General features: G+C 61.1%; 17 protein-coding genes. 3 read left to right on the top strand and 14 right to left on the bottom strand.

Translation table 11 applies throughout. The features are described from left to right. Positions 1-6: 6 nt before the first annotated feature. The 3 genes from lysS to IE061_RS13720 form a co-directional block, all read right to left on the bottom strand. Positions 7-1,518 carry a lysine--tRNA ligase gene (gene lysS, locus IE061_RS13730; protein ID WP_081193964.1) on the bottom strand — a complete coding sequence of 504 codons (1,512 nt, stop codon included), beginning with the start codon at positions 1,516-1,518 and terminating at the stop codon, positions 7-9. 34 nt (positions 1,519-1,552) lie between these two features. Continuing rightward, positions 1,553-2,651 (bottom strand): peptide chain release factor 2 gene (gene prfB / locus IE061_RS13725; protein WP_139788488.1). Its coding sequence is split into 2 segments (ribosomal slippage): positions 1,553-2,575 and positions 2,577-2,651, totalling 1,098 coding nucleotides; the frame shifts between segments, so codons are not numbered across the junction. 256 nt (positions 2,652-2,907) lie between these two features. Continuing rightward, positions 2,908-4,254 carry an OmpP1/FadL family transporter gene (locus IE061_RS13720; protein ID WP_193461848.1) on the bottom strand — a complete coding sequence of 449 codons (1,347 nt, stop codon included), beginning with the start codon at positions 4,252-4,254 and terminating at the stop codon, positions 2,908-2,910. 268 nt (positions 4,255-4,522) lie between these two features. Between IE061_RS13720 and IE061_RS13715 the strand changes: the two genes are divergently transcribed. Continuing rightward, on the top strand, positions 4,523-4,966 hold the full coding sequence (locus tag IE061_RS13715; RefSeq protein WP_040461254.1) for a MerR family transcriptional regulator: 444 nt from the start codon (positions 4,523-4,525) through the stop codon (positions 4,964-4,966). Then, entirely contained in the window at positions 4,933-7,479 is a 2,547-nt protein-coding gene (locus tag IE061_RS13710; protein WP_016916006.1) for a heavy metal translocating P-type ATPase, read from the top strand. Before IE061_RS13715 ends, IE061_RS13710 begins: the two co-directional genes overlap by 34 nt. A gap of 75 nt (positions 7,480-7,554) precedes the next feature. Here the strand turns inward: IE061_RS13710 and IE061_RS13705 are convergent, their stop codons facing one another. From IE061_RS13705 to ffh, 11 genes are all read right to left on the bottom strand, one after another. After that, entirely contained in the window at positions 7,555-8,172 is a 618-nt protein-coding gene (locus tag IE061_RS13705; protein ID WP_193461847.1) for a YitT family protein, read from the bottom strand. A 70-nt stretch (positions 8,173-8,242) separates the two neighbouring features. After that, positions 8,243-9,961 carry a single-stranded-DNA-specific exonuclease RecJ gene (locus IE061_RS13700; RefSeq protein ID WP_373294986.1) on the bottom strand — a complete coding sequence of 573 codons (1,719 nt, stop codon included), beginning with the start codon at positions 9,959-9,961 and terminating at the stop codon, positions 8,243-8,245. A 78-nt stretch (positions 9,962-10,039) separates the two neighbouring features. Then, positions 10,040-11,428 carry a threonine synthase gene (gene thrC / locus IE061_RS13695; protein ID WP_193461845.1) on the bottom strand — a complete coding sequence of 463 codons (1,389 nt, stop codon included), beginning with the start codon at positions 11,426-11,428 and terminating at the stop codon, positions 10,040-10,042. A gap of 2 nt (positions 11,429-11,430) precedes the next feature. Next, positions 11,431-12,747, bottom strand: a complete 1,317-nt coding sequence (locus IE061_RS13690) for a homoserine dehydrogenase (RefSeq protein WP_081193954.1) — start codon at positions 12,745-12,747, stop codon at positions 11,431-11,433. Between the two features lie 84 nt (positions 12,748-12,831). After that, a complete protein-coding gene (locus IE061_RS13685) occupies positions 12,832-13,590 on the bottom strand; it encodes a DsbC family protein (protein ID WP_230478470.1) in 759 nt (252 codons plus the stop codon). Positions 13,591-13,597: 7 nt separating this feature from the next. After that, positions 13,598-14,479 carry a site-specific tyrosine recombinase XerD gene (gene xerD / locus IE061_RS13680; protein ID WP_016916000.1) on the bottom strand — a complete coding sequence of 294 codons (882 nt, stop codon included), beginning with the start codon at positions 14,477-14,479 and terminating at the stop codon, positions 13,598-13,600. Positions 14,480-14,583: 104 nt separating this feature from the next. Beyond that, on the bottom strand, positions 14,584-14,940 hold the full coding sequence (gene rplS / locus IE061_RS13675) for a 50S ribosomal protein L19 (RefSeq protein WP_016915999.1): 357 nt from the start codon (positions 14,938-14,940) through the stop codon (positions 14,584-14,586). A 149-nt stretch (positions 14,941-15,089) separates the two neighbouring features. After that, a complete protein-coding gene (trmD, locus tag IE061_RS13670; protein WP_039183457.1) occupies positions 15,090-15,866 on the bottom strand; it encodes a tRNA (guanosine(37)-N1)-methyltransferase TrmD in 777 nt (258 codons plus the stop codon). An 89-nt stretch (positions 15,867-15,955) separates the two neighbouring features. Continuing rightward, the gene (rimM, locus tag IE061_RS13665; RefSeq protein ID WP_016915997.1) at positions 15,956-16,501 is read right to left on the bottom strand and encodes a ribosome maturation factor RimM; all 546 of its coding nucleotides are present in this window, start codon (positions 16,499-16,501) and stop codon (positions 15,956-15,958) included. Positions 16,502-16,558: 57 nt separating this feature from the next. Next, positions 16,559-16,807, bottom strand: coding sequence for a 30S ribosomal protein S16 (gene rpsP / locus IE061_RS13660; RefSeq protein ID WP_009098555.1), 249 nt, complete (start codon positions 16,805-16,807; stop codon positions 16,559-16,561). A 301-nt stretch (positions 16,808-17,108) separates the two neighbouring features. Further along, on the bottom strand, positions 17,109-18,536 hold the full coding sequence (gene ffh, locus IE061_RS13655; protein WP_189463766.1) for a signal recognition particle protein: 1,428 nt from the start codon (positions 18,534-18,536) through the stop codon (positions 17,109-17,111). 257 nt (positions 18,537-18,793) lie between these two features. Between ffh and IE061_RS13650 the strand changes: the two genes are divergently transcribed. Further along, positions 18,794-19,591, top strand: coding sequence for a cytochrome C assembly family protein (locus IE061_RS13650; RefSeq protein WP_096921549.1), 798 nt, complete (start codon positions 18,794-18,796; stop codon positions 19,589-19,591). Positions 19,592-19,625: the final 34 nt, after the last annotated feature.

Raw genomic sequence — 19,625 nt, 5'->3', positions numbered from 1 at the left:
TTAACGTTAATCAACCTCGGGGCGCATCGCCGGGAACAACAACACGTCTCGAATGGAGGGACTGTCGGTAAACAGCATCACCAGCCGGTCGATCCCGATGCCTTCGCCTGCCGTGGGCGGCATGCCGTACTCCAGGGCGCGAACGTAGTCGGCATCGTAGTACATGGCTTCCAGGTCCCCGGCGTCTTTTTCGGCTGCCTGCTCACGGAAACGCTCCGCCTGGTCTTCGGCGTCGTTCAGCTCCGAGAAACCATTGGCGATTTCACGCCCACCGACAAAGAACTCAAAGCGGTCGGTGACGAACGGGTCGGCGTCGTTGCGGCGCGCCAAGGGGCTCACCTCGGCGGGATATTCGGTAATGAACGTGGGCTGGTCGAGCTTGTGCTCGGCCACTTCCTCGAAGATCTCGGTCTGCAGCTTACCCAGGCCCCAGCTCTCTTTCACCTTGATACCAAGCTTCTCGGCAGCCGCGCGAGCAGCGTCCAGCGTTGCCAGGTCGGCCTCGGTAATGCCGTCGCCGTGATCCAGAATCGCCTGGCGCAGGGTCAGGCGTTTGAAGGGCTGGCCGAAGTCGTAGCTGGCCCCTTGGTAGGTAAGCGTGGTGGTGCCCAGCACTTCCTGAGCCGCCGTGCGCAGCATGGCTTCGGTCATGTCCAGCAGGTCGCGGTAATCCGCGTAGGCCCAGTAGAACTCCACCATGGTGAACTCGGGGTTGTGGCGCGTGGAGAGCCCTTCGTTACGGAAGTTGCGGTTGATCTCGAACACTTTCTCGAAACCACCCACCACCAGGCGCTTGAGGTAAAGCTCCGGCGCAATACGCAGATACATATCGATATCCAGCGCATTGTGGTGGGTAATAAACGGGCGCGCCGCCGCGCCGCCGGGAATCGGCTGCAGCATGGGCGTTTCCACTTCCATGAAGCCGCGCGCTTCGAAGAAGCGCCGCATGGAGCTGATCACCGCCGCACGGGTTTCGAATACCTTGCGCGACTGCGGGTTCATGATCAGGTCGACATAACGCTGACGATAGCGCGCTTCCTGGTCGGTCAGGCCATGGAACTTGTCCGGCAGGGGGCGCAGGCTCTTGGTGAGCAGCTGCGCTTCCACCATCATGACGTAAAGGTCGCCCTTGCCGGATTTGTGCACCGGGCCGCGGGCCGCGACGATATCGCCGATGTCCCAGCCCTTGATATCCTCCAGCACGTCTTCCGGCAGCCCTTTCTTGTCCACGTAGAGCTGAATCTGGCCAGCCACATCCTGAATCACGATGAAGGGGCCACGCTGGCGCATGACACGACCCGCTACCGACGCCTGATGGTCAAGCGCTTCCAGCTCGGCCTTGTCCTTGTCACCCAGCAGTTGCTGTAGCTCTACGGTCAGGCTGTCGCGGCGAAAGTCGTTTGGAAAGGCACTCTTGCCCTGCTCTGCCGCCCGCTCACGGCGGGCGGCGAGCTTGGCACGGCGCTCGGCGATCAGGTGATTTTCATTGTCGAAAGAAGACGCGTCTTGGTTGGTCATCGGGCACCCTATTCAAATTCACACGCTAAAAAGATTACAGACCCTGCTTCAGGCTGGCGATGATGAACTGGTCCAGATCGCCGTCGAGTACCTTGTCACAGTTGCTGGATTGAACGCCGGTGCGCAAATCCTTGATGCGCTGATCGTCCAGTACGTAAGAGCGAATCTGGCTACCCCAGCCGATATCGGCCTTGGAGTCTTCCGCTTCCTGCTTGGCAGCGTTGCGCTTTTGCATTTCGAATTCCCACAGCTTCGCTTTCAACTGCTTCATGGCGAAGTCGCGGTTGGCATGCTGGCTACGCTGGTTTTGACAGGCCACCACGATGCCGGTGGGCTCGTGGGTGATCCGCACCGCCGAGTCGGTGGTGTTGACGTGCTGGCCACCCGCACCACTGGAGCGGTAAGTGTCCACGCGCAGGTCCGACGGGTTGATCTCGACCTCGAAGCTGTCGTCGATTTCTGGCGACAGAAAGACGGAGGCAAACGAGGTGTGGCGACGGCCACCCGAGTCGAAGGGGCTCTTGCGCACCAGACGATGGACGCCGGTTTCGGTACGCAGCCAGCCAAAGGCATGGTCACCCTGAATATGCAGCGACGCCGACTTGATGCCCGCGACTTCCCCGGCAGAGATTTCGATGATCTCGGTCTTGAAGCCGTGGCTTTCGGCCCAACGCAGGTACATGCGTAGCAGAATGTTGGCCCAATCCTGAGCTTCGGTGCCGCCCGATCCTGACTGAATATCCAGATAAGCGTTGTTCTCGTCCATTTCTCCCGAGAACATGCGGCGAAACTCGAGTTTTTCCAACGCGTCTTGCAGCCCGGACAGCTCCTTGCGGACTTCCTCGACCGTGGCCTCGTCTTCTTCCATCTCGGCCAGCTCCAACAGGTCGCGGCTATCCGCCAGGCCCTGTTCCAGCTCGTCGATGGTGGCCACGATGGCTTCCAGGGAGGCCCGTTCCTTGCCCAGTTTCTGGGCGTATTCCGGGTCGTTCCAGACGTTGGGGTCTTCGAGCTCGCGGGAAACTTCTTCTAGCCGATCTTTACGCTCGGCATAGTCAAAGATACCCCCTAAGAACGTCTGTCCGCTCAGACAGGTCCTTGATCTGGTTGTGAATCGGGTTGGTTTCCAGCATGGATCGCCCTAATCTTGGTCGGTAAATAAAGCTCGCTGACGCGGGGGTCGCCTCGCGCCGCAAAAGAGACAGTCGCCGTTGGGGTGGCCTGGCCACCTGAGACGGTGCCAGCCACCCCAACGGCGACATTCTGGCAGGCATTGTAACCAAACCCGCTGCCAATCGCACCCACCCCAGGCAGTGTTCACCATGTAAAAAACCCGGCCGAAGCCGGGTCAGGTAGGTCGAAGACCGATCAGTAAGCGCGAGCAGCCAATCAGAACCGATACGTCAGCTGAGCACCAAAACCATGCGCCTCGTTTTTGTAATCACCAGAGTAGTTAGAGGTAATTGGCGGTGTTTGCTGGCCTCCCACGTTGAAACTATCGGTCTTACTTTGATTAACGTGGGTGCCACGCTCTGTAAGGTAAGAGTAGGCAAAGTCTAACGTCATATCAGGTGTTGGACTCCAGCCTGCGCCAATCGAGAAGATACGACGGTCATCTGACGGAATGCGTACACTACGGGTGGCATCCTGGGTTGGCGTAAAGTCCAGCGTTACCCCTGCGCGCAGTGCCAAAGCAGGCGTTAACTGATACTCACCACCGGTTGAAAATGCCCAGGCGTTTGAATAACGCTGCTGCTCATTAGTTACTTCACCGCGTTCGGCACCGGTCACGAGAATCTGATCGAAACGGCTCCACCGTGCCCAAGAAGCACCAAACATGAGCTTGAGGTCGTCACTCATTTGCTGGGTGAGCGAGAAGTTGACCGTCTCAGGTGTCGTTAAGTCTAAAGAAGCGTCGTCAGTAATGGTGCCTATGCCTAATTGATCAAGCACTGGAGAGCTTGCTGTAAAATCACCTTCAAGCGTGTATTCAACCTTTGAACGGTAAGTTAAACCGAAGGTTGTTTCTGGCACAGGCCGATAAATTACGCCCAGGTTATAGCCCCATGCCTCATCATCGCCCTCTACTCGCGAATCTACTTCAGAAAGCCCAAGCGGTGTTGCTACTGGCACTTGACGACGTAGCTCACCATCAACACGGTTATAGGTTAAACCAACGCCTACACCCCACTGTTCATTAAAGCGGTAAGAAACCGTGGGCTGGGCCGATACTACTGTCACTTCGGTAAAGTTGCCCTGGTTGCGACCCATAAAGCTGTCTTCATAGTCGGTTTTCGAACCAAAGGGAGCGTAAACCCCGAAACCGAAAGCCAACTGCTCATTCACTGGATGAGCATAGAAAGCAAATGGAACTAACGTCCCCGGCACCATATCACCATCGTTGGTGCCTGATACAGGCAGTGTATCCGTCATTCCACCTGTTGCTTGCGCAATAGCAGGACTACTTTGCGATGCCTGTGCGTTAGAGATGGAACTATTTACATTCAGGAACGTTCCGCCTGCCGTGATTTGGGCACGGTCGAGAAACGACATACCCGCTGGGTTACCGTAAACAATCGTTGCATCGTTGACGTTTGAGCTACGGCCTGCGTGACCATACCCCTGGCCGCTAACGCTCTGTTCGTTGATTTGGTACCCGCCTGCGTTAGCTTGGCTGGCAAATGCTACCGCTGCTACTGCAGCGGTCAGGGTGAGCTTTTTAAAGTTATTATACATAGTGGGCCTCTCTCCCGATGATCCGTCGGACGGTGCGTTCCATCCGCATTGTTTTGACACCTAAGTTTTCGCCCAATGTAGGGGTTGGTTCAAGGGCAAACGAGCGTTTTATTTTGTTTTTTACTTATACATTAGTCACACGGTCGTTTGAAATCAGTGTTTTAGTCATTTCGATGGAGATAAGGGCGGCCCTTGACCTATGGGTTACCCAAGGGTTTTACACTATCTTTTTCAAAAGCGATGTCAAAAAGGAGGCTTCGTGAGCGCCATCAAAGTCGGTGAACTGGCCAAACGCGGTGGCGTCACGGCGGAAACGGTGCGTCACTACACCCGTGAAGGCCTCTTGACGCCGAGCAGGCATCCAGACAATGGCTATCAGCTCTACACCGCTGGGGACCTGGAGCGCCTGCACTTCATTCAGCGCGCCCGCAAACTGGGTTTTAGCGTGGCCGAAATACGCGACATTCTGGCCCATGCCGACCAGGGCGACTCGCCCTGCCCACTGGTACGCGACCTGCTGGCCCATCGTCTGCCGCAAATCAGGGCGCGCATTGCCGAGCTGGAAGCGCTAGCGCACCGCATGGAGCAGGCGCTGGAGAGCTGGCAGACCATGCCCGACGGCACCCCCGATGGCCACAGCCTGTGCCGCTTGATCGAAAGTTTTCCCGAGGAGGCAGCATGCCCCAACGCCACGCACCGCCAACAACGCTGACCCGCACCGTGCCCGGCATGAACTGCCAGGGCTGCGTCAAGCGCATGCGGGAAGCAATTCTCGCCGAGGACGCCACTGCCGAGGTAACCGGCTTTCCAGCCGACAAACGCCTGGAGGTCACCACCACCCTGAGCATGACGGCTCTGGATGACGCCCTGGCAAAGGCAGGCTACCCTCCCAGCGAGCTGGCCCCGCCAGCTGTTGACGACACCAAAACCGAGGCCGAAGGTAACGACTCGACGGCAGCGGCCCACACGGCTGACACGCCACGCTCCCACCAGGGCAGCCAGCGAATACGCCTGGCCATCACCGGCATGACCTGCGCCAGCTGTGTCAAAAGTGTCCAGAAAGCCTTGGAACGCGCACAAGGCGTGGATACGGCCAGCGTCAATTTCGCGACCCATACCGCCCAGGTGTTTGGCCACGTCGATGTAGCAACGCTGCTGGCCGCCGTCGATGCCGCAGGCTACCGCGCCGAACCGATTGTCGATATGCGCGCCGCCGAAGAGACGCGTGCAGAACAAGAAGCGCGGCTCTATAAAATCCGCCTGAAGGGTAGTGCCTACTCGCTCGCCTTGGCGCTACCGCTCATGCTCAGCATGTTTTTCTATCACCCACACCCGGTGGGGATGGGGCGCTTGTTCTGGCTGGTGATTGGCCTGCTCACCCTGGCCATTCTGGTCTTTCCTGGCCGCCACTTCTTTGTGAATGCATGGAAGAACCTCAAGCATCATCAAGCCAACATGGACACCCTGGTGGCCATGGGTACCGGCACCGCCTGGCTCTACTCCATGATGGTGGTGCTCTTTGCCCCCTGGTTGCCTGAGGTGGCTCACGGCATCTATTTTGAAGCCTCTGCCATGGTGATCGGCCTGATTTTGTTGGGCAATGCACTGGAGCTCAAGGCCCGCGGCCGCACCAGCAGCGCCCTTAAACGGCTGCTCGACCTGCAGGAGAAAACCGCCCGGGTGATACGCGACGGCGTTGAACAAGAAATCGCGGTGGACGATGTAGCGCTGGATGACCATATTCGCGTGCGCCCCGGTGAGCGGCTGCCGGTGGATGGCGTAGTGCTCGACGGCCAGAGCTATATCGATGAATCCATGCTTACCGGCGAACCGGTGCCCGTGCATAAAACAGCGGACGATGACGTAAGCGCGGGCACGGTGAACGGTAACGGTAGCTTGGTGTACCGCGCCACGCGCATCGGCCGCGATACCCGTTTGGGGCGCATTACCGAGCAGGTGGCCAGCGCACAAAACTCCCGCCCACCGATTGGCGAGCTGGCCGATACGATCTCAGGCATATTTGTACCCGCCGTGATGATTATTGCGGTGCTAACGGCCCTTGCCTGGTACAACCTCGGACCCGCTCCGGTGGCTATTCATATGCTGGTTACTGCTACTACCGTGCTAATTATCGCCTGCCCCTGCGCGCTGGGCTTGGCCACCCCGATCTCTACCATGATTGGCGTGGGCAAAGCCGCCGAGCATGGCGTGCTGGTGCGCAGCGGCGAAGCGCTGCAAACCGCTAGCCGCCTGAACACGCTGGTCGTCGATAAAACGGGAACGCTGACCGAAGGCAAACCGCGCGTCACCGAGGCAACGGTGCTGCACGATGATAGCACCCAAGTACTGGCCTGGGTGGCCGCCTTAGAGAGCCGCTCCGAGCACCCCCTTGCCAAAGCGCTGACGGCCTACGCCGAAGAGCAAGGCGCCCGACCCGATACGCTGGCTAGCTTTGATAGCGTGACCGGCGGCGGTGTTAAAGGCACCAGCCAAGCTAATGACACGCTGCTGCTAGGCAATGCGCGGCTACTGGATGAGGCTGGCGTTGATCTTTCCCCAGCAGACGAGAGCATTCGCCAGTTGGAAGCCAAGGCGCGCTCGCTGGTTTATTTAGCGGTGAATGGCAAGCTGGCCGCCCTCTTCGGCGTTAGCGACCCGCTGCGCAAAGATGCCGCCGCCGCCGTGAAGCGCTTGCAGGATGATGGGTTAACCGTGGTGATGTTGACGGGCGATAACGAGCATACCGCTGCTGCGGTGGCCCGCGAGGTCGGCATTAGCGAGTTCAAGGCAGGTATGACGCCTGACGACAAGCACGCAGAAATTGAGCGCCGCCAAGCGGCGGGCGAAGTGGTCGGCATGGTGGGCGACGGTATTAACGACGCCCCCGCGCTGGCCCGAGCCAACGTGGGTTTTGCCATTGGCCAGGGTACCGATATCGCCATGGAGAGCGCCGGTATTACGCTGATGCGCGGTTCACTACACGGCGTGGCCACGGCGATTGAACTGAGCCGTGCCACGCTCTCTAACATCAAGCAGAACCTGATCGGCGCGTTTGGCTATAACGTGCTGTGCATCCCGATTGCCGCTGGCGTGCTCTACCCCATGACCGGCATGCTGCTGTCACCCATTATTGCGGGCGCGGCCATGTCGCTCTCCTCCATCACCGTGGTCAGCAACGCCAACCGCCTGCGGTTATGGAAGCCCACCCAGCAGGAGGCCGTATGAGTTTACTGATCAATCTTGCGGGTATCGCCGTCATTGGCTTGATCGTCTGGTGGTTTTGGCTTAACTAGCAACCGCTTAGCTAACCCCGATATAACGCCCTGGCTTGTGGTTCAGGGCGATAATCAAGTTGAGCATCAGCGCCCCCAACACCGAGTAGCCTACGCGGTCTAGGGGTAGCTGGGTGAGTGCCACCAGCAGGATCACGGCGTCGATGCCGAGCTGCACAAAGCCTGCCCGCAGGCCATGCTTGTCTTGCAGGTAGAGCGCCAGAATATTGATACCGCCAAGGCTGGTACGGTGGCGAAACAGCATCAGCATGCCAATGCCCATCAGCGCGCCGCCCATCACGGCGGCGTACAGCGAAGGGACGCTTTCAAAGCTGACCCAGCGCTGGGTCAACTCGGAGAATAGCGAGACCAGGCCAATGGCGGCAAAGGTACGCAGCGTAAAGCTCCAGCCCATGCGCTTGATGGCCAGATAGTAGAACGGCAGGTTGATGGCAAAGAACCACACGCCGAACCCCCATCCGGTCAGGTAATTCAGCAGCAGCGCCATCCCGGCGGTGCTGCCTGTCAGCAGCACCGCGTGGGTATACAGGGTGACTCCCAGCGCCACGAACAGCGTGCCCAGCAGCATCGCCATCACGTCCTCGTAGGGCTTGTGGGGGTCCTTGGGAAGATCTTCCATACGCATCGATGCGTCCTTTTTAGGATTGTTGGAGCGGCCGGGGCATCGGCCAAGGACGCGAGGATAGCGGAGCGCGTCAAACGGGGCTAGCGTGCTCCACCATCAACTGCAGTGCCTCGCGACCGCGCCAGCGGTTGCGGTTGAGCTTGTAGGCACAGTGCAGGGTGTCGCCCACCCCAAACGAAGGCAGCTCGCCCGGCGTCAGGGCGCGAAACCAGATCGCCTTGCTGGTCACCGCTCCCATGGAAAGCTCCATCATCAGATGCGAGCCTTCGGCCCCCACCGGGCGCAGTGCCTCCACGATGAAGCGTCCTTCGAACAGCGGAGGTTCGAACTCCCGGCCATAGGGGCCCAGGGTCTCGATCTCTTCCAGCGTGGCCAGGCTAAGCTGGGCCGTTGACAGCTCGCCATCGGTCCATAGGCGAGGGTAGAGCGGCATGTTGCCCAGTTGCTCGCCAACGGCCTGCAGAAAGGCCGCCTTGAAGGCCACCAGCTGCTCCCTGGGTACACCGACCCCTGCGGCACCGCGGTGCCCGCCAAAGCGCGGCAGCGCCTCTGGTGCCAGCTCGAAGGTTCTTTGCAGCGCGTCGCGCAGATGCAGGCCGTCGATGGAGCGGCCAGAACCGGTCAGCATGTTGGGTGCAGCGGCCCGCGTCAGTATCAGCGCCGGACGGCCATAGGCCTGTACCAGGCGGGAAGCGACGATCCCTTGCACGCCGGGGTGGCCGTCTTCCAGCAGCACCACGATAGCGGGCTCATTGGCCTCCAGAGCCGCGACCGCCAGCGCCTTGGCTTCCTCGGTCATGTCGGCTTCGATGGCCTTGCGCGACTGATTATCCTGATCCAGCACCTCCAACTGCCGATTGGCGACACCGTCGCTCTCGGCCAGCATGAAGTGCAGCGCCGCATAGGGGTCGTCCAGCCGCGAGCGGGCATTGATGCGCGGGCCCATCTGAAACGCCAGGGTTTCGGCGTTGAACGGGACACTGTCGGCCCCTAAGCGCGCGGCCATGGCCCGCCAGCAGGCGGCATCCATACGGTTGATCAGGGTCAACCCATGGCTGACCACCGCTCGGTTGGCAGGGCTGCCCCCCAACGAGACGCAGTCGGCCACCGTGCCCAGGGCCACGTAGGAGAGCCAGGGTGAGAGCTTGGGGGTGGCATCCGGCAGCGCGCCCCACTCCACCAGCACGCTACGGGCCAGTGACATCAGTAGCCACGCCACCATGCAACCTGCGATGGTTTTATCCGGATAGCGACAGTCGCTGCGGGTGGGGTTGACGCAGGCGTAAGCCGAGGGCGGCGGGCCTTCCAAGGGCAGCGCATGGTGGTCGCTGACCACCACGTCGATCCCCGCCGCTTTCAAGCGCGCGATCCGCGGCTCGTCGGAGCTGCCACAGTCGGCGGTGATCACCAGCGTGGGCAGCGGCTTCAAGCCGAGCGTACGCTCCACCAGCGGTAGGCTGATGCCATAGCCATCGTGAATACGGTGGCCAATCAGGCTGTGCAGCTTACGCTCTGGCACGCCAAACAGCTCGACCAGCGTACGCCGAATGACCACGTGAGAGGTGATGCCATCGACATCGTAATCGGTCAGGATGCCGATGGACTCGCCTTCGGCGACGGCCTGGGCGATACGCTCCGCGGCGCGCCGACCATCGGCCAGCTTTTCAGGGTGCACCAGATAGCGCAGGCTGGGCGACACCAGCGGTGTCAGTTCGCCGGTATAGCCGGGCAGCCGCGACGCCAACAGGCGCGCCTGCAGCTCGCTTAGCCCTTGCGCCTGGGCGCGCATGTAAACAGCCTCGTCCAGGGGACGAGGCTCGAGGCGAGGGTGACTGGCTGAGAGGGGTGACACTGTCGTCATGCCACCTCAGCGACGGTTGTCGGCAACGAACTGCTGCACCGCACCCAGCTCCGCCGGAAGCACCGTATAGCGCTCTTCACGCTCCAGCAGGTCGTTCATGTGCGTGGGTAGCGGCACGCCCTGGAAGCCCGCCTTGACCACGGCTTCGGCAAATTTCGCCGGGTGGGCCGTGGCCAGGGTGATCATCGGCGTGGCGGTATCCTGACGCGCCCGCTCCGCCGCGCGATAACCGGTGGCGGTATGGGGGTCGAGAATCTCACCCGTGCGGCGATGGGCTTCGCGAATGACTTCCAGAATCGTGGCGTCATCCACGCTGTAGCTGGCGAATTTTTCCCGCAGCTTGGCCAGCGGCGCATCGGCCAGCGCCGTGGGCTCCTGCTGGAAGCGCTCCAGCAGGGCGGCCACGGCGTCGCCATCACGCTCGTAGGCATCGAACAGCAGACGTTCGAAGTTGGACGACACGACGATATCCATGGAGGGCGCTAGCGTGGCAGCCAGCTCCTTTTTGGAGAAGTCGTTGGCCGCCAGGGTACGATGCAGAATGTCGTTGGCATTGGTGGCAATGATGAACTGCTTCACTGGCAGCCCCATCTTGTAGGCCATGTAGCCCGCAAAGACGTTGCCGAAGTTGGCCGATGGCACACAGAAGCTCACTTCCCGCTGCGGTGCGCCCAGTGCGACCCCGGCGGCCACGTAGTAGACGATCTGGGCCATGATGCGCGCCCAGTTGATCGAATTCACCGCCACCAGCCGGGTGCCGTTCAGGAAGCCCTGGTTGGCAAAGCTGGCCTTGACCATGGCCTGGGCATCGTCGAAGTTGCCCTCGATGGCCACGTTGAACACGTTGTCTGCCAGTACCGTGGTCATCTGACGACGCTGCACTTCCGACACGCGGTTGTGGGGGTGCAGAATGAAGATATCCAGGTTGTCGCAATGGCGGCAGCCTTCGATGGCCGCCGAGCCGGTATCCCCGGACGTGGCGCCCATGATCACCGCACGCTCGTCACGCTTTTTCAGGAAGTGATCCAACAGCCGCCCCAGCAGTTGCAGTGCCACGTCCTTGAACGCCAGCGTGGGCCCGTGGAACTGCTCCAGCAGGAAGTGGTTGGCGTCGAGCTGCTTCAGCGGCAGCACCGCGTCGTGATTGAACGTGGCGTAGGCATCGGTGACCAGGCCATGGAACGTCTCGTCGTCGATCTCGCCGTTGACGAAGGGCTTCATGACCCGGAAGGCGATCTCGGCATAGGAGAGCCCGGCCATGCTGGCCAGCTCTTCACGGCTGAAGGTCGGGACGCTTTCCGGCACGTAGAGGCCGCCGTCGCTGGCCATGCCGGTGAGCACGACTTCCTCGAACGAAAGCGCGGGGGCCTGACCGCGAGTACTGACGTAGCGCATGCTCACTCTCCTTCGTCCAGAGCTTCCACACGAATGCGGGTGACGGGGCCTGCGATATCGGCCATGGCCTCGATTTCGCGGATCGCTGCGTTCATCTGGCGCTCTTTGGTGCGATGGGTCAGCAGAATGATCGGTACCAGCTCACCTTCGGTGGCCTCTTTCTGGATCAGCGCTTCGATGGAGATGCCCTGCTCGGCAAGAATCGTCGCCACACGCGCCAGCACACCAGGACGGTCCACTGCCAGCAAGCGCAGGTAGTAGGCCGTGGTGATCTCTTCCATGGGCATGATCGGCAGCTGGCTGACGTCTTCGTCGATGCCGCTGAACGCCAGGTAAGGCACTCGATAGTGGTGGTCGGTGGCGATATCACGCGCCACGTCCAGCAGGTCGGCCACCACGGCCGAAGCCGTTGGCTCGGCCCCGGCACCGGCGCCGTAATAGAGCGTCGGGCCCACGGCATCGCCCATGACCGCGATGGCGTTTTTCACCCCGTGGACATTGGCCAGCAAACGCTCTTTTGGAATCAGCGTGGGATGCACCCGCAGCTCCAGCCCTTGATCGGTACGCTTGGAGATGCCCAGGTGCTTGATCACATAACCGAGGTTGTCGGCTTGCTCCACGTCTTCGGCGGTGATCCGCGAGATGCCTTCGGTAAAGGCTTTTTCAAACTGCAGCGGCACGCCGTAGGCGATGGAGGCCAGAATGGTCAGCTTGTGCGCCGCATCGATGCCTTCCACGTCGAAGGTGGGGTCGGCTTCCGCGTAGCCCAGCGCCTGGGCTTCGGCCAGCACGTCTTCAAAGGCACGGCCCTCGTCCCGCATGTGGGTCAGGATGAAGTTGCCGGTGCCGTTGATGATACCGGCCACCCACTCGATACGGTTGGCACCCAGCCCCTCACGCAGGGACTTGATGACGGGAATGCCGCCAGCTACCGCCGCCTCGAACGCCACGATCACGCCCTTTTCGTGGGCCGCACGGAAGATCTCGTTGCCGTGCACCGCGATCAGCGCCTTGTTGGCCGTCACCACGTGCTTGCCATTGGCAATGGCCGTCAGCACCAGCTCACGGGCGATGTCGTAGCCACCGATCAACTCGACGAGCACGTCCACGTTGGGGTTGTTGGCCACTGCGAACACGTCGGTGGTGGCGTTGATGCCGGTAATATCGCAGTCAGCATGAATACTGCGGTGAGCGACCTGTTCGATGACGATGGGACGGCCCGCGCGGCGACTGATATCGTCCGCATTACGCGTCAGCACGTTGAACGTGCCACCACCGACCGTACCTAGCCCACAAATGCCTACTCTTACCGGTTTCAAAATACTTCCCCTTTCGTGTTGGGCGCCCTTGGGCACCGCCTCGTGATTCAGTGTCTCAGCGCTATGTTCGTCACTCGGGTGACGTTATTCATCTTCCAAGCCTAACATGGCCACCAGCCGCTCGGCAGGCACAAAACCCGGCACCATCTGGCCGCTGGGCAGCACGATGGCAGGGGTACCTTGAACCCCAAGCGCCTGGCCCAGCGCATACTGCTCGGCCACCGGGTTGTCGCACCGCGCACTGGCGCCAATGGCCAGCCGCTCCTTGGCCTGATTCATCGCTTCGCTGCGATTGTCGGAGCACCATACCTGCTGAAGCGTTTCCGCAGCGGCGCTGCTCATGCCCGCGCGCGGGAAGGCCAGATAGTGTACCGCAATCCCGCGCTCGTTGAGCTCTGGAATCGTCTCGTGAAGACGCTCGCAGTAGGGGCAGGTAGGGTCGGTAAACACGATGACCGTTGCCTTGGGCTCACCGACGCCGCGAAAAATGACACGCTCGTCTTCGGGGACCGCGGCCAGCGCCTCGGCCCGCTGCTGATTGCGCGACTGCTCGGTCAGGTTGACCAGCCCATTATCGGCGTTTTCAAACAGATCCCCCACCAGAAAGTGGCTGCCATCGGCATTGGAGTAGAACGACTCACCGCTCTCCAGGCGCACATGGTAGATGCCCTCCATCGGCGTGACGCTGACCTGCTCCACCGGCATCGGCTGGCCGTTGACACTCAGGCTTTCGGCCAGGCGGTCGGCCGTGGCATCCGCCAGAGCCAGCGCGGGCAGCAGGCTGATTGCCAACACCCACCAGGGGGCACGGGACGCTACACATTCAGGCATACGTTGACGCATTGTTTTCTCAACCTCTTGGATGGTGGTCGGCATGCAGTTGCTCCAGGCGCGCCTGGGCGACGTGCGTATAAATTTGCGTGGTCGATAGATCGCTATGACCCAGCAGCAGCTGTACGACACGTAAATTGGCACCATGATTCAATAAGTGGGTGGCAAACGCATGACGCAGCGTATGCGGCGACAGTGGCCTCGAGATGCCGGCCGTGATGGCGTGGGCCTTGATACGGTGCCAAAAGGTCTGGCGAGTCATGGCACGGTCACCCCGGCCGGGAAACAGTGCGGGCCGCGTCGGGTCCTGCATCAAGGCAGGACGCGCCGTGCGCAGGTAGCGCTCCAGCCACTCGGCAGCCTCTTCTCCCATGGGCACCAGGCGATCCTTGTCGCCCTTGCCTCGCACTCGCACCACCCCTTGGCGCAGGTTCACCGCATCGCCGGTCAAACCCACCAGCTCGGAAACCCGCAGCCCACAGGCGTACAGCAACTCCAGCATGGCGCGGTCACGCACGCCCAGCGGCGTTTCGATGTCCGGCGCCAGCAGCAGCCGCTCCACTTCGTCCTCTTCCAGCGTGTTGGGCAGGCTGGGGCGCACCCGTGGCAGCGCCACGCGGGCCAACGGGTCGGCATCGATATGCCCGTACAGCCGCGCCCAGCGATAGAAGCTGCGCAGCGACGACACCAGGCGCGCATTGCTGCGCAGCTGATACCCCTGCTCACGGCGCTGGTCGAGCCACACGCCCAGGCGGTCCGGCGAGGCCGTCAACAGCGTCTCGCCCTCTTCCGCCAGCCACTGCTGCCAGGCCGTCAAGTCTCGCCGGTAGGCCGCTAGCGTATGGTCACTGGCACCCTGTTCCAGCCAAAGGGCATCCAGATAGGCATCGATCATGCTCATACGCAAACGGTCTCATGCTAGAACGATAAGCAAAAACCCCGCTCCGCAAAGCGGTAACGGGGTTTTCCGTATCCGAGCGCCAAGCGCCCGTGAAAGCGTGGTGATTAAACCAGCTTTTCCTTGATACGTGCAGATTTACCGCTACGCTCACGCAGGTAGTAAAGCTTGGCTTGACGAACGTCACCGCGACGCTTGACTTCGATGGAGTCAACCAGCGGGCTGTAGGTCTGGAAAGTACGCTCAACGCCAACACCGTGAGAAATCTTGCGCACGGTGAAAGCGGAGTTCAGGCCACGGTTACGCTTGCCGATGACCACACCTTCAAACGCCTGCAGACGCTCGCGAGTACCTTCTTTTACTTTAACCTGAACGACAACGGTGTCGCCCGGTGCAAAAGCAGGAATCTCTTTGCTCATTTGCTCGGCTTCGATCGCCTGGATCACCTTGTTCTTGCTGCTCATCTTCATGCTCCTAAATAACGTAGTGGCTTGCCGCGCAGTTGTGAAAGGGGCAAACCGTGATCCCGGCGCTCGAAGCGAGCCACGCGGGAGTCGTTATGGGTGACACAGGTGCGCTGGCCAACGCCTTCGCCCTGCACCGCCGCCATCCTCTAGGGTGTCGTTGTCGACACCACAGACGAGGCGTGTTCCTCGATGAACTCATCCAGCAGCCGTTGCTGCTCGGCATCCAGGGTACGTCCGCTCAGCAGGTCAGGTCGACGCTGCCAGGTACGCCCCAGAGACTGCTTCAACCGCCAGCGCTTGATGGCGGCATGGTTACCGCTCAACAGCACGTCAGGCACTTTGCGCCCGTCGATCACTTCCGGGCGAGTATAGTGCGGGCAGTCCAGCAGGCCGTCGTTAAACGAGTCCTCGATAGCGGAGTCCTGATGACCCAGTACACCGGGTATCAGCCTTGCCGCTGCGTCGATCAGCACCATGGCCGGCAGTTCGCCGCCACTGAGCACATAATCACCGATCGACCACTCTTCATCGATGTCACTCTCCACCACACGCTCATCGATACCTTCATAGCGTCCGGCAACCACCACCAGGGGTCCTGCGGCGGCCAGCGCCTGAACTCCCTGCTGATCGAGCTTGCGCCCCTGGGGCGACAAGTAGATCACGGTGGGCGTCAAACCGGTTGCCTGCTCCGCGCGCTGGCGGGCATCGGCAATCGCAGCCCTGAGGGTATCGACCTTCATCAGCATGCCGGGGCCACCCCCGTAAGGGCGATCATCGACACTGCGATGGCGGTCGGTGGCGTAGTCGCGTGGATTCCAGAACTCCAGGGCAATCTGCTGCTTCTCGACGGCTCGACCGATCACACCCTGCTGGGTAATCGCATCGAACATGTCAGGGAACAGCGATACCACGCCAATCCACATGGCGGGCGCGTCTGTCGCACTTTCCACGGGTGCCGGTGAAGTCATCGTCGCATCCGTTTCCGTTCGTTCCGTCAAAGCGTTCTGGCTCATCAAAACTCGGGGTCCCAGTCGACGACCATACGGCCCTCTTCCAGGTGGATCTCAACGATCACGTCATCGGGCAGGAAAGGCAACAATCGCTCTCGCTTGTCGATTGCGTCGTCGTCTCCACGTACCACCATGACATCGTTTGCGCCGGTCTCGAACAGGTAGCTGACCCGTCCCAGCCGCTCGCCTGACTGAGTAAAGACCGCGAGGCCCTCGAGCTCATGCCAGTAATACTCATCGTCGGAAAGCTCGGGCAGTGCGTCCTTGGGCATCAGAATGTCCGCCTGGGCCAGCGCTTCGGCCGCCGTACGGTCATCGACCCCTTTCAGTTGCACAACCAGTCCCTTGCCTTGCCGACTGCCCTGAACGACGCGCATGGGGGTCAACGTATTACCTTGACGCACCCACCACTCAGGGTATTCCAGAATGCTGTCCATGGGATTGGTATAGGAGTAGACCTTCAGCCAACCTTTGATCCCGTGAGGGCTGGTCAGCTTACCAAGCACAACGTGCGTGTCGTCAGTCGGGCTGGTTTCAAAACGCGTCATTGACGACCACTCCACAACAGCATTGATGAACGGCGATATCTCACACAACGCTCAGGCTTACGCCTGCTTGCGTGCTTCCTTGACCAGCTCGGCAACACGACCAGACAGCTGGGCGCCTTGGCTCTGCCAGTGAGTCACACGGTCCAGATCAACGCGCAGACGCTCTTCCTGACCACGGGCAACCGGGTTGAAGAAACCGATACGCTCGATGAAACGGCCGTCACGGGCGTTGCGAGAGTCGGTCACGGTCAGGTGATAAAAGGGACGCTTCTTGGCGCCACCACGTGCCAAACGAATGGTAACCATACGATAACTATCCTTCGGTTGAGGTTACGCGAGTGGGGCATAGCGCCAATGCGCTATCAGAACACTCGTCATACTGTTTTCTTGGTGCTCCTGCCTCACCAGGGCTTGCGAAGCGCTTGCCTGGCCCAGCAGAGGGCACCTTCAGGACCTTCATCCATGGAATATCGCCCAGTGCCAGAGCACTTTTCAGCAACACCCAAACATGAAGAGGCCGCATTCTACGCAAATGCGACCTGCTTGGAAAGCCTGACAGCCAGAAAACTCACAGGCCGTCAACCTTGCAAAGGAGCATCAGGCGGGCTCAGCGCCAGGGCAAACCACCCGGGCCACCCATTCCGCCCATGCCTCCCATACCGCCGGGGCCACCTGGGCCGCCGGGGCCTTTACCGCCCATCAGGCCAGACATGCCACGCATCATCTTCTGCATGCCGCCCTTCTGCCCGGCTTTCTTCATCATTTTCTGCATCTGCTTGTGCTGCTTCAGCAGCCGGTTCAGGTCCGGCACCTGAAGTCCGGCACCTGCCGCGATGCGGCGCTTGCGCGAACCGTTGATGATATCGGGCTTGCGGCGCTCTTTGGGCGTCATGGAGTTGATCAGCGCCTCCAGCTTGCCCAGCTCCTTTTCTGGCCCGGGGCCTTGGGCCATCTCTGCCATCTGACCCATGCCCGGCAGCTTGCCCAACAGGCCGCCCATGCCACCCATTTTCTTGAGCTGCTGGAGCTGGTCGCGGAAGTCTTCCAGGTCGAAGCCATCGCCTTTCTTGACCTTGCTGGCCAGCTTCGCGGCCTTGTCCTTGTCGACGGTGCGCTCGGCTTCTTCGATCAGCGACAGCATGTCGCCCATGCCCAGAATGCGCGAGGCTACTCGATCGGGATGGAAGGGTTCCAGGGCATCGACCTTTTCACCCACCCCCATGAACTTGATCGGCTTGCCGGTCACGTGGCGCACCGACAGCGCGGCACCGCCACGGGCGTCACCGTCGGCCTTGGTCAGAATGACACCTGTCAGCGGCAGCGCTTCATGGAAGGCTTTGGCGGTATTCACCGCATCCTGGCCGGTCATGGCGTCGACGACGAACAGCGTTTCCTGGGGAGCAATGGCTTTATGCAGCGCCTGAATTTCGGCCATCATGGCGTCGTCGATGGCCAGGCGGCCAGCGGTATCTACCAGTACGACGTCATGGAACTGGATCTTGGCATGCCTGATGGCTGCCGTGGCGATATCGACCGGCTTCTCGTCGGAGCGCGATGGATAGAAGTCGACCTGCACCTCTTTGGCCAGGGTTTCCAGCTGGTCGATGGCCGCAGGGCGATAGACGTCTGCCGAAACCACCAGCACTTTCTTCTTTTCGCGCTCGCGCAGGTAACGGGCCAGCTTGGCCACCGAGGTGGTCTTGCCCGCGCCCTGCAAACCGGCCATCAGCACCACGGCAGGAGAGCCTTTCAGGGAGAGACCTTCATTGGCCTCGCCCATGATGGCTTCCAGCTCCTGCTGGACGATCTTGACGAACTGCTGACCCGGCGACAGGCTCTTGGAGACTTCCTGGCCTACCGCACGTTCACGCACCCGCTCGATGAACGCCTTGACCACGGGTAGCGCCACGTCGGCTTCGAGCAATGCCTTGCGCACTTCTCGCAGCGTGTCTTTGATGTTGTCGTCGGTCAGGCGCGCCTGACCCTTGATAGACTTCAGCGTCTGGGATAGACGCTCGCTCAAATTCTGAAACATGGGGCCTCTGCCTCCGTCGCTGTCGCCGGGAGTCCTCACCGGACGAATGTGGCGCCGATTATACGCGCTCACGCCGCGAGTCTCCATGGCCGCGAGCGTTGGCTAGCCATGACTGTGCGACGCTGCCATGATTCGTTATAGTAGCAGTACCGCTCTGGAAGGAGCGGCAGTGACCGGGCCCTGCGGCGTTTTGCAGAAACGTTTGGCCGGTCGCCACGTTTACCCCATGACGCGCTGCCAGGCGCACGGATAGCATCATGCAGGCGCTACCTTTCGCCACGATTGCCTTTGTACTCTATGTTGCTGCTGCCATCTGGCAGGGCATGACGCTGTTTCGCCGCGTGCCGCCACGCCAGGGCATGGTGCGCCTGCTGGGCACCCTTGGCCTGCTGCTGCATATCCCCGTGGTGGTCAAGCTGGTGGGCGCCGCCCCTGGCCTGCTGCCGGGCTTCACCACCAGCGCCACGCTATTGATGGCCGTGGCGGTCAACGTGGTGCTGGTGGCCAGCCTGTTCAAGCCCGTCTTGAACGCCGGTATCGTGCTGTTTCCGCTGGCGGGCATCGCGCTCATCGTCGCCACCTGGCTACCCAGCCAGGGGAGCCACAGCGGCTTGACCCCCGGCATTCTGCTGCACGCGGTCAGCTCTGCCCTGGCCTTCGCCGTGCTGGCCATCGCTGCCGTGCAGGCGGTACTGGTGGGGCTGCAAAATCAGGCCCTGCGCCATCACCACATTCGCGGCATCGTGCAGTCACTGCCACCGCTGACCACCATGGAGCGGGTGCTGTTCGAGCTGGTGTGGGCGGGCATTCTGCTGCTCACGGTATCCATCGCCAGCGGCCTGATCTTCCTGGACAACCTGTTTGCCCAGCACCTGGCCCACAAGACCGTGCTGTCGCTGGGGGCCTGGATCATCTTCACGACGCTGCTGGTGGGCCGCTACCGTTTCGGCTGGCGTGGCATGCGCGCGGTGCGCTGGACCCTCGGGGGCTGCGCCCTGCTGCTGCTGGCGTATTTCGGCAGCAAGTTCGTGCTGGAAATCCTGCTGAATCGCTAAGCGCTCCTTGACACGCTACCCGCATGACTCTACA

It is taken from the genome of Vreelandella hamiltonii (assembly GCF_014651795.1).
GTDB lineage: Bacteria > Pseudomonadota > Gammaproteobacteria > Pseudomonadales > Halomonadaceae > Vreelandella > Vreelandella hamiltonii.
The sequence above is the reverse complement of the archived record's forward strand: the minus strand, read 5'-3'. Positions and strand labels throughout refer to the sequence as shown.

Excerpts from the sequence above, each read along its gene's own strand:
- IE061_RS13720 (WP_193461848.1), bottom strand. The coding sequence starts at position 4,254 with ATGTATAATAACTTTAAAAAGCTCACCCTGACCGCTGCAGTAGCAGCG.
- IE061_RS13710 (WP_016916006.1), top strand. The coding sequence starts at position 4,933 with ATGCCCCAACGCCACGCACCGCCAACAACGCTGACCCGCACCGTGCCC.
- IE061_RS13685 (WP_230478470.1), bottom strand. The coding sequence starts at position 13,590 with ATGCGTCAACGTATGCCTGAATGTGTAGCGTCCCGTGCCCCCTGGTGG.
- IE061_RS13700 (WP_373294986.1), bottom strand. The coding sequence starts at position 9,961 with ATGCGCGCCCAGGCGCAAGGGCTAAGCGAGCTGCAGGCGCGCCTGTTG.
- xerD (WP_016916000.1), bottom strand. The coding sequence starts at position 14,479 with ATGAGCATGATCGATGCCTATCTGGATGCCCTTTGGCTGGAACAGGGT.
- thrC (WP_193461845.1), bottom strand. The coding sequence starts at position 11,428 with ATGCGCTACGTCAGTACTCGCGGTCAGGCCCCCGCGCTTTCGTTCGAG.
- IE061_RS13705 (WP_193461847.1), bottom strand. The coding sequence starts at position 8,172 with ATGCGTATGGAAGATCTTCCCAAGGACCCCCACAAGCCCTACGAGGAC.
- rimM (WP_016915997.1), bottom strand. The coding sequence starts at position 16,501 with ATGACGCGTTTTGAAACCAGCCCGACTGACGACACGCACGTTGTGCTT.
- IE061_RS13650 (WP_096921549.1), top strand. The coding sequence starts at position 18,794 with ATGCAGGCGCTACCTTTCGCCACGATTGCCTTTGTACTCTATGTTGCT.
- ffh (WP_189463766.1), bottom strand. The coding sequence starts at position 18,536 with ATGTTTCAGAATTTGAGCGAGCGTCTATCCCAGACGCTGAAGTCTATC.
- rplS (WP_016915999.1), bottom strand. The coding sequence starts at position 14,940 with ATGAGCAGCAAGAACAAGGTGATCCAGGCGATCGAAGCCGAGCAAATG.
- lysS (WP_081193964.1), bottom strand. The coding sequence starts at position 1,518 with ATGACCAACCAAGACGCGTCTTCTTTCGACAATGAAAATCACCTGATC.
- trmD (WP_039183457.1), bottom strand. The coding sequence starts at position 15,866 with ATGTGGATTGGCGTGGTATCGCTGTTCCCTGACATGTTCGATGCGATT.
- rpsP (WP_009098555.1), bottom strand. The coding sequence starts at position 16,807 with ATGGTTACCATTCGTTTGGCACGTGGTGGCGCCAAGAAGCGTCCCTTT.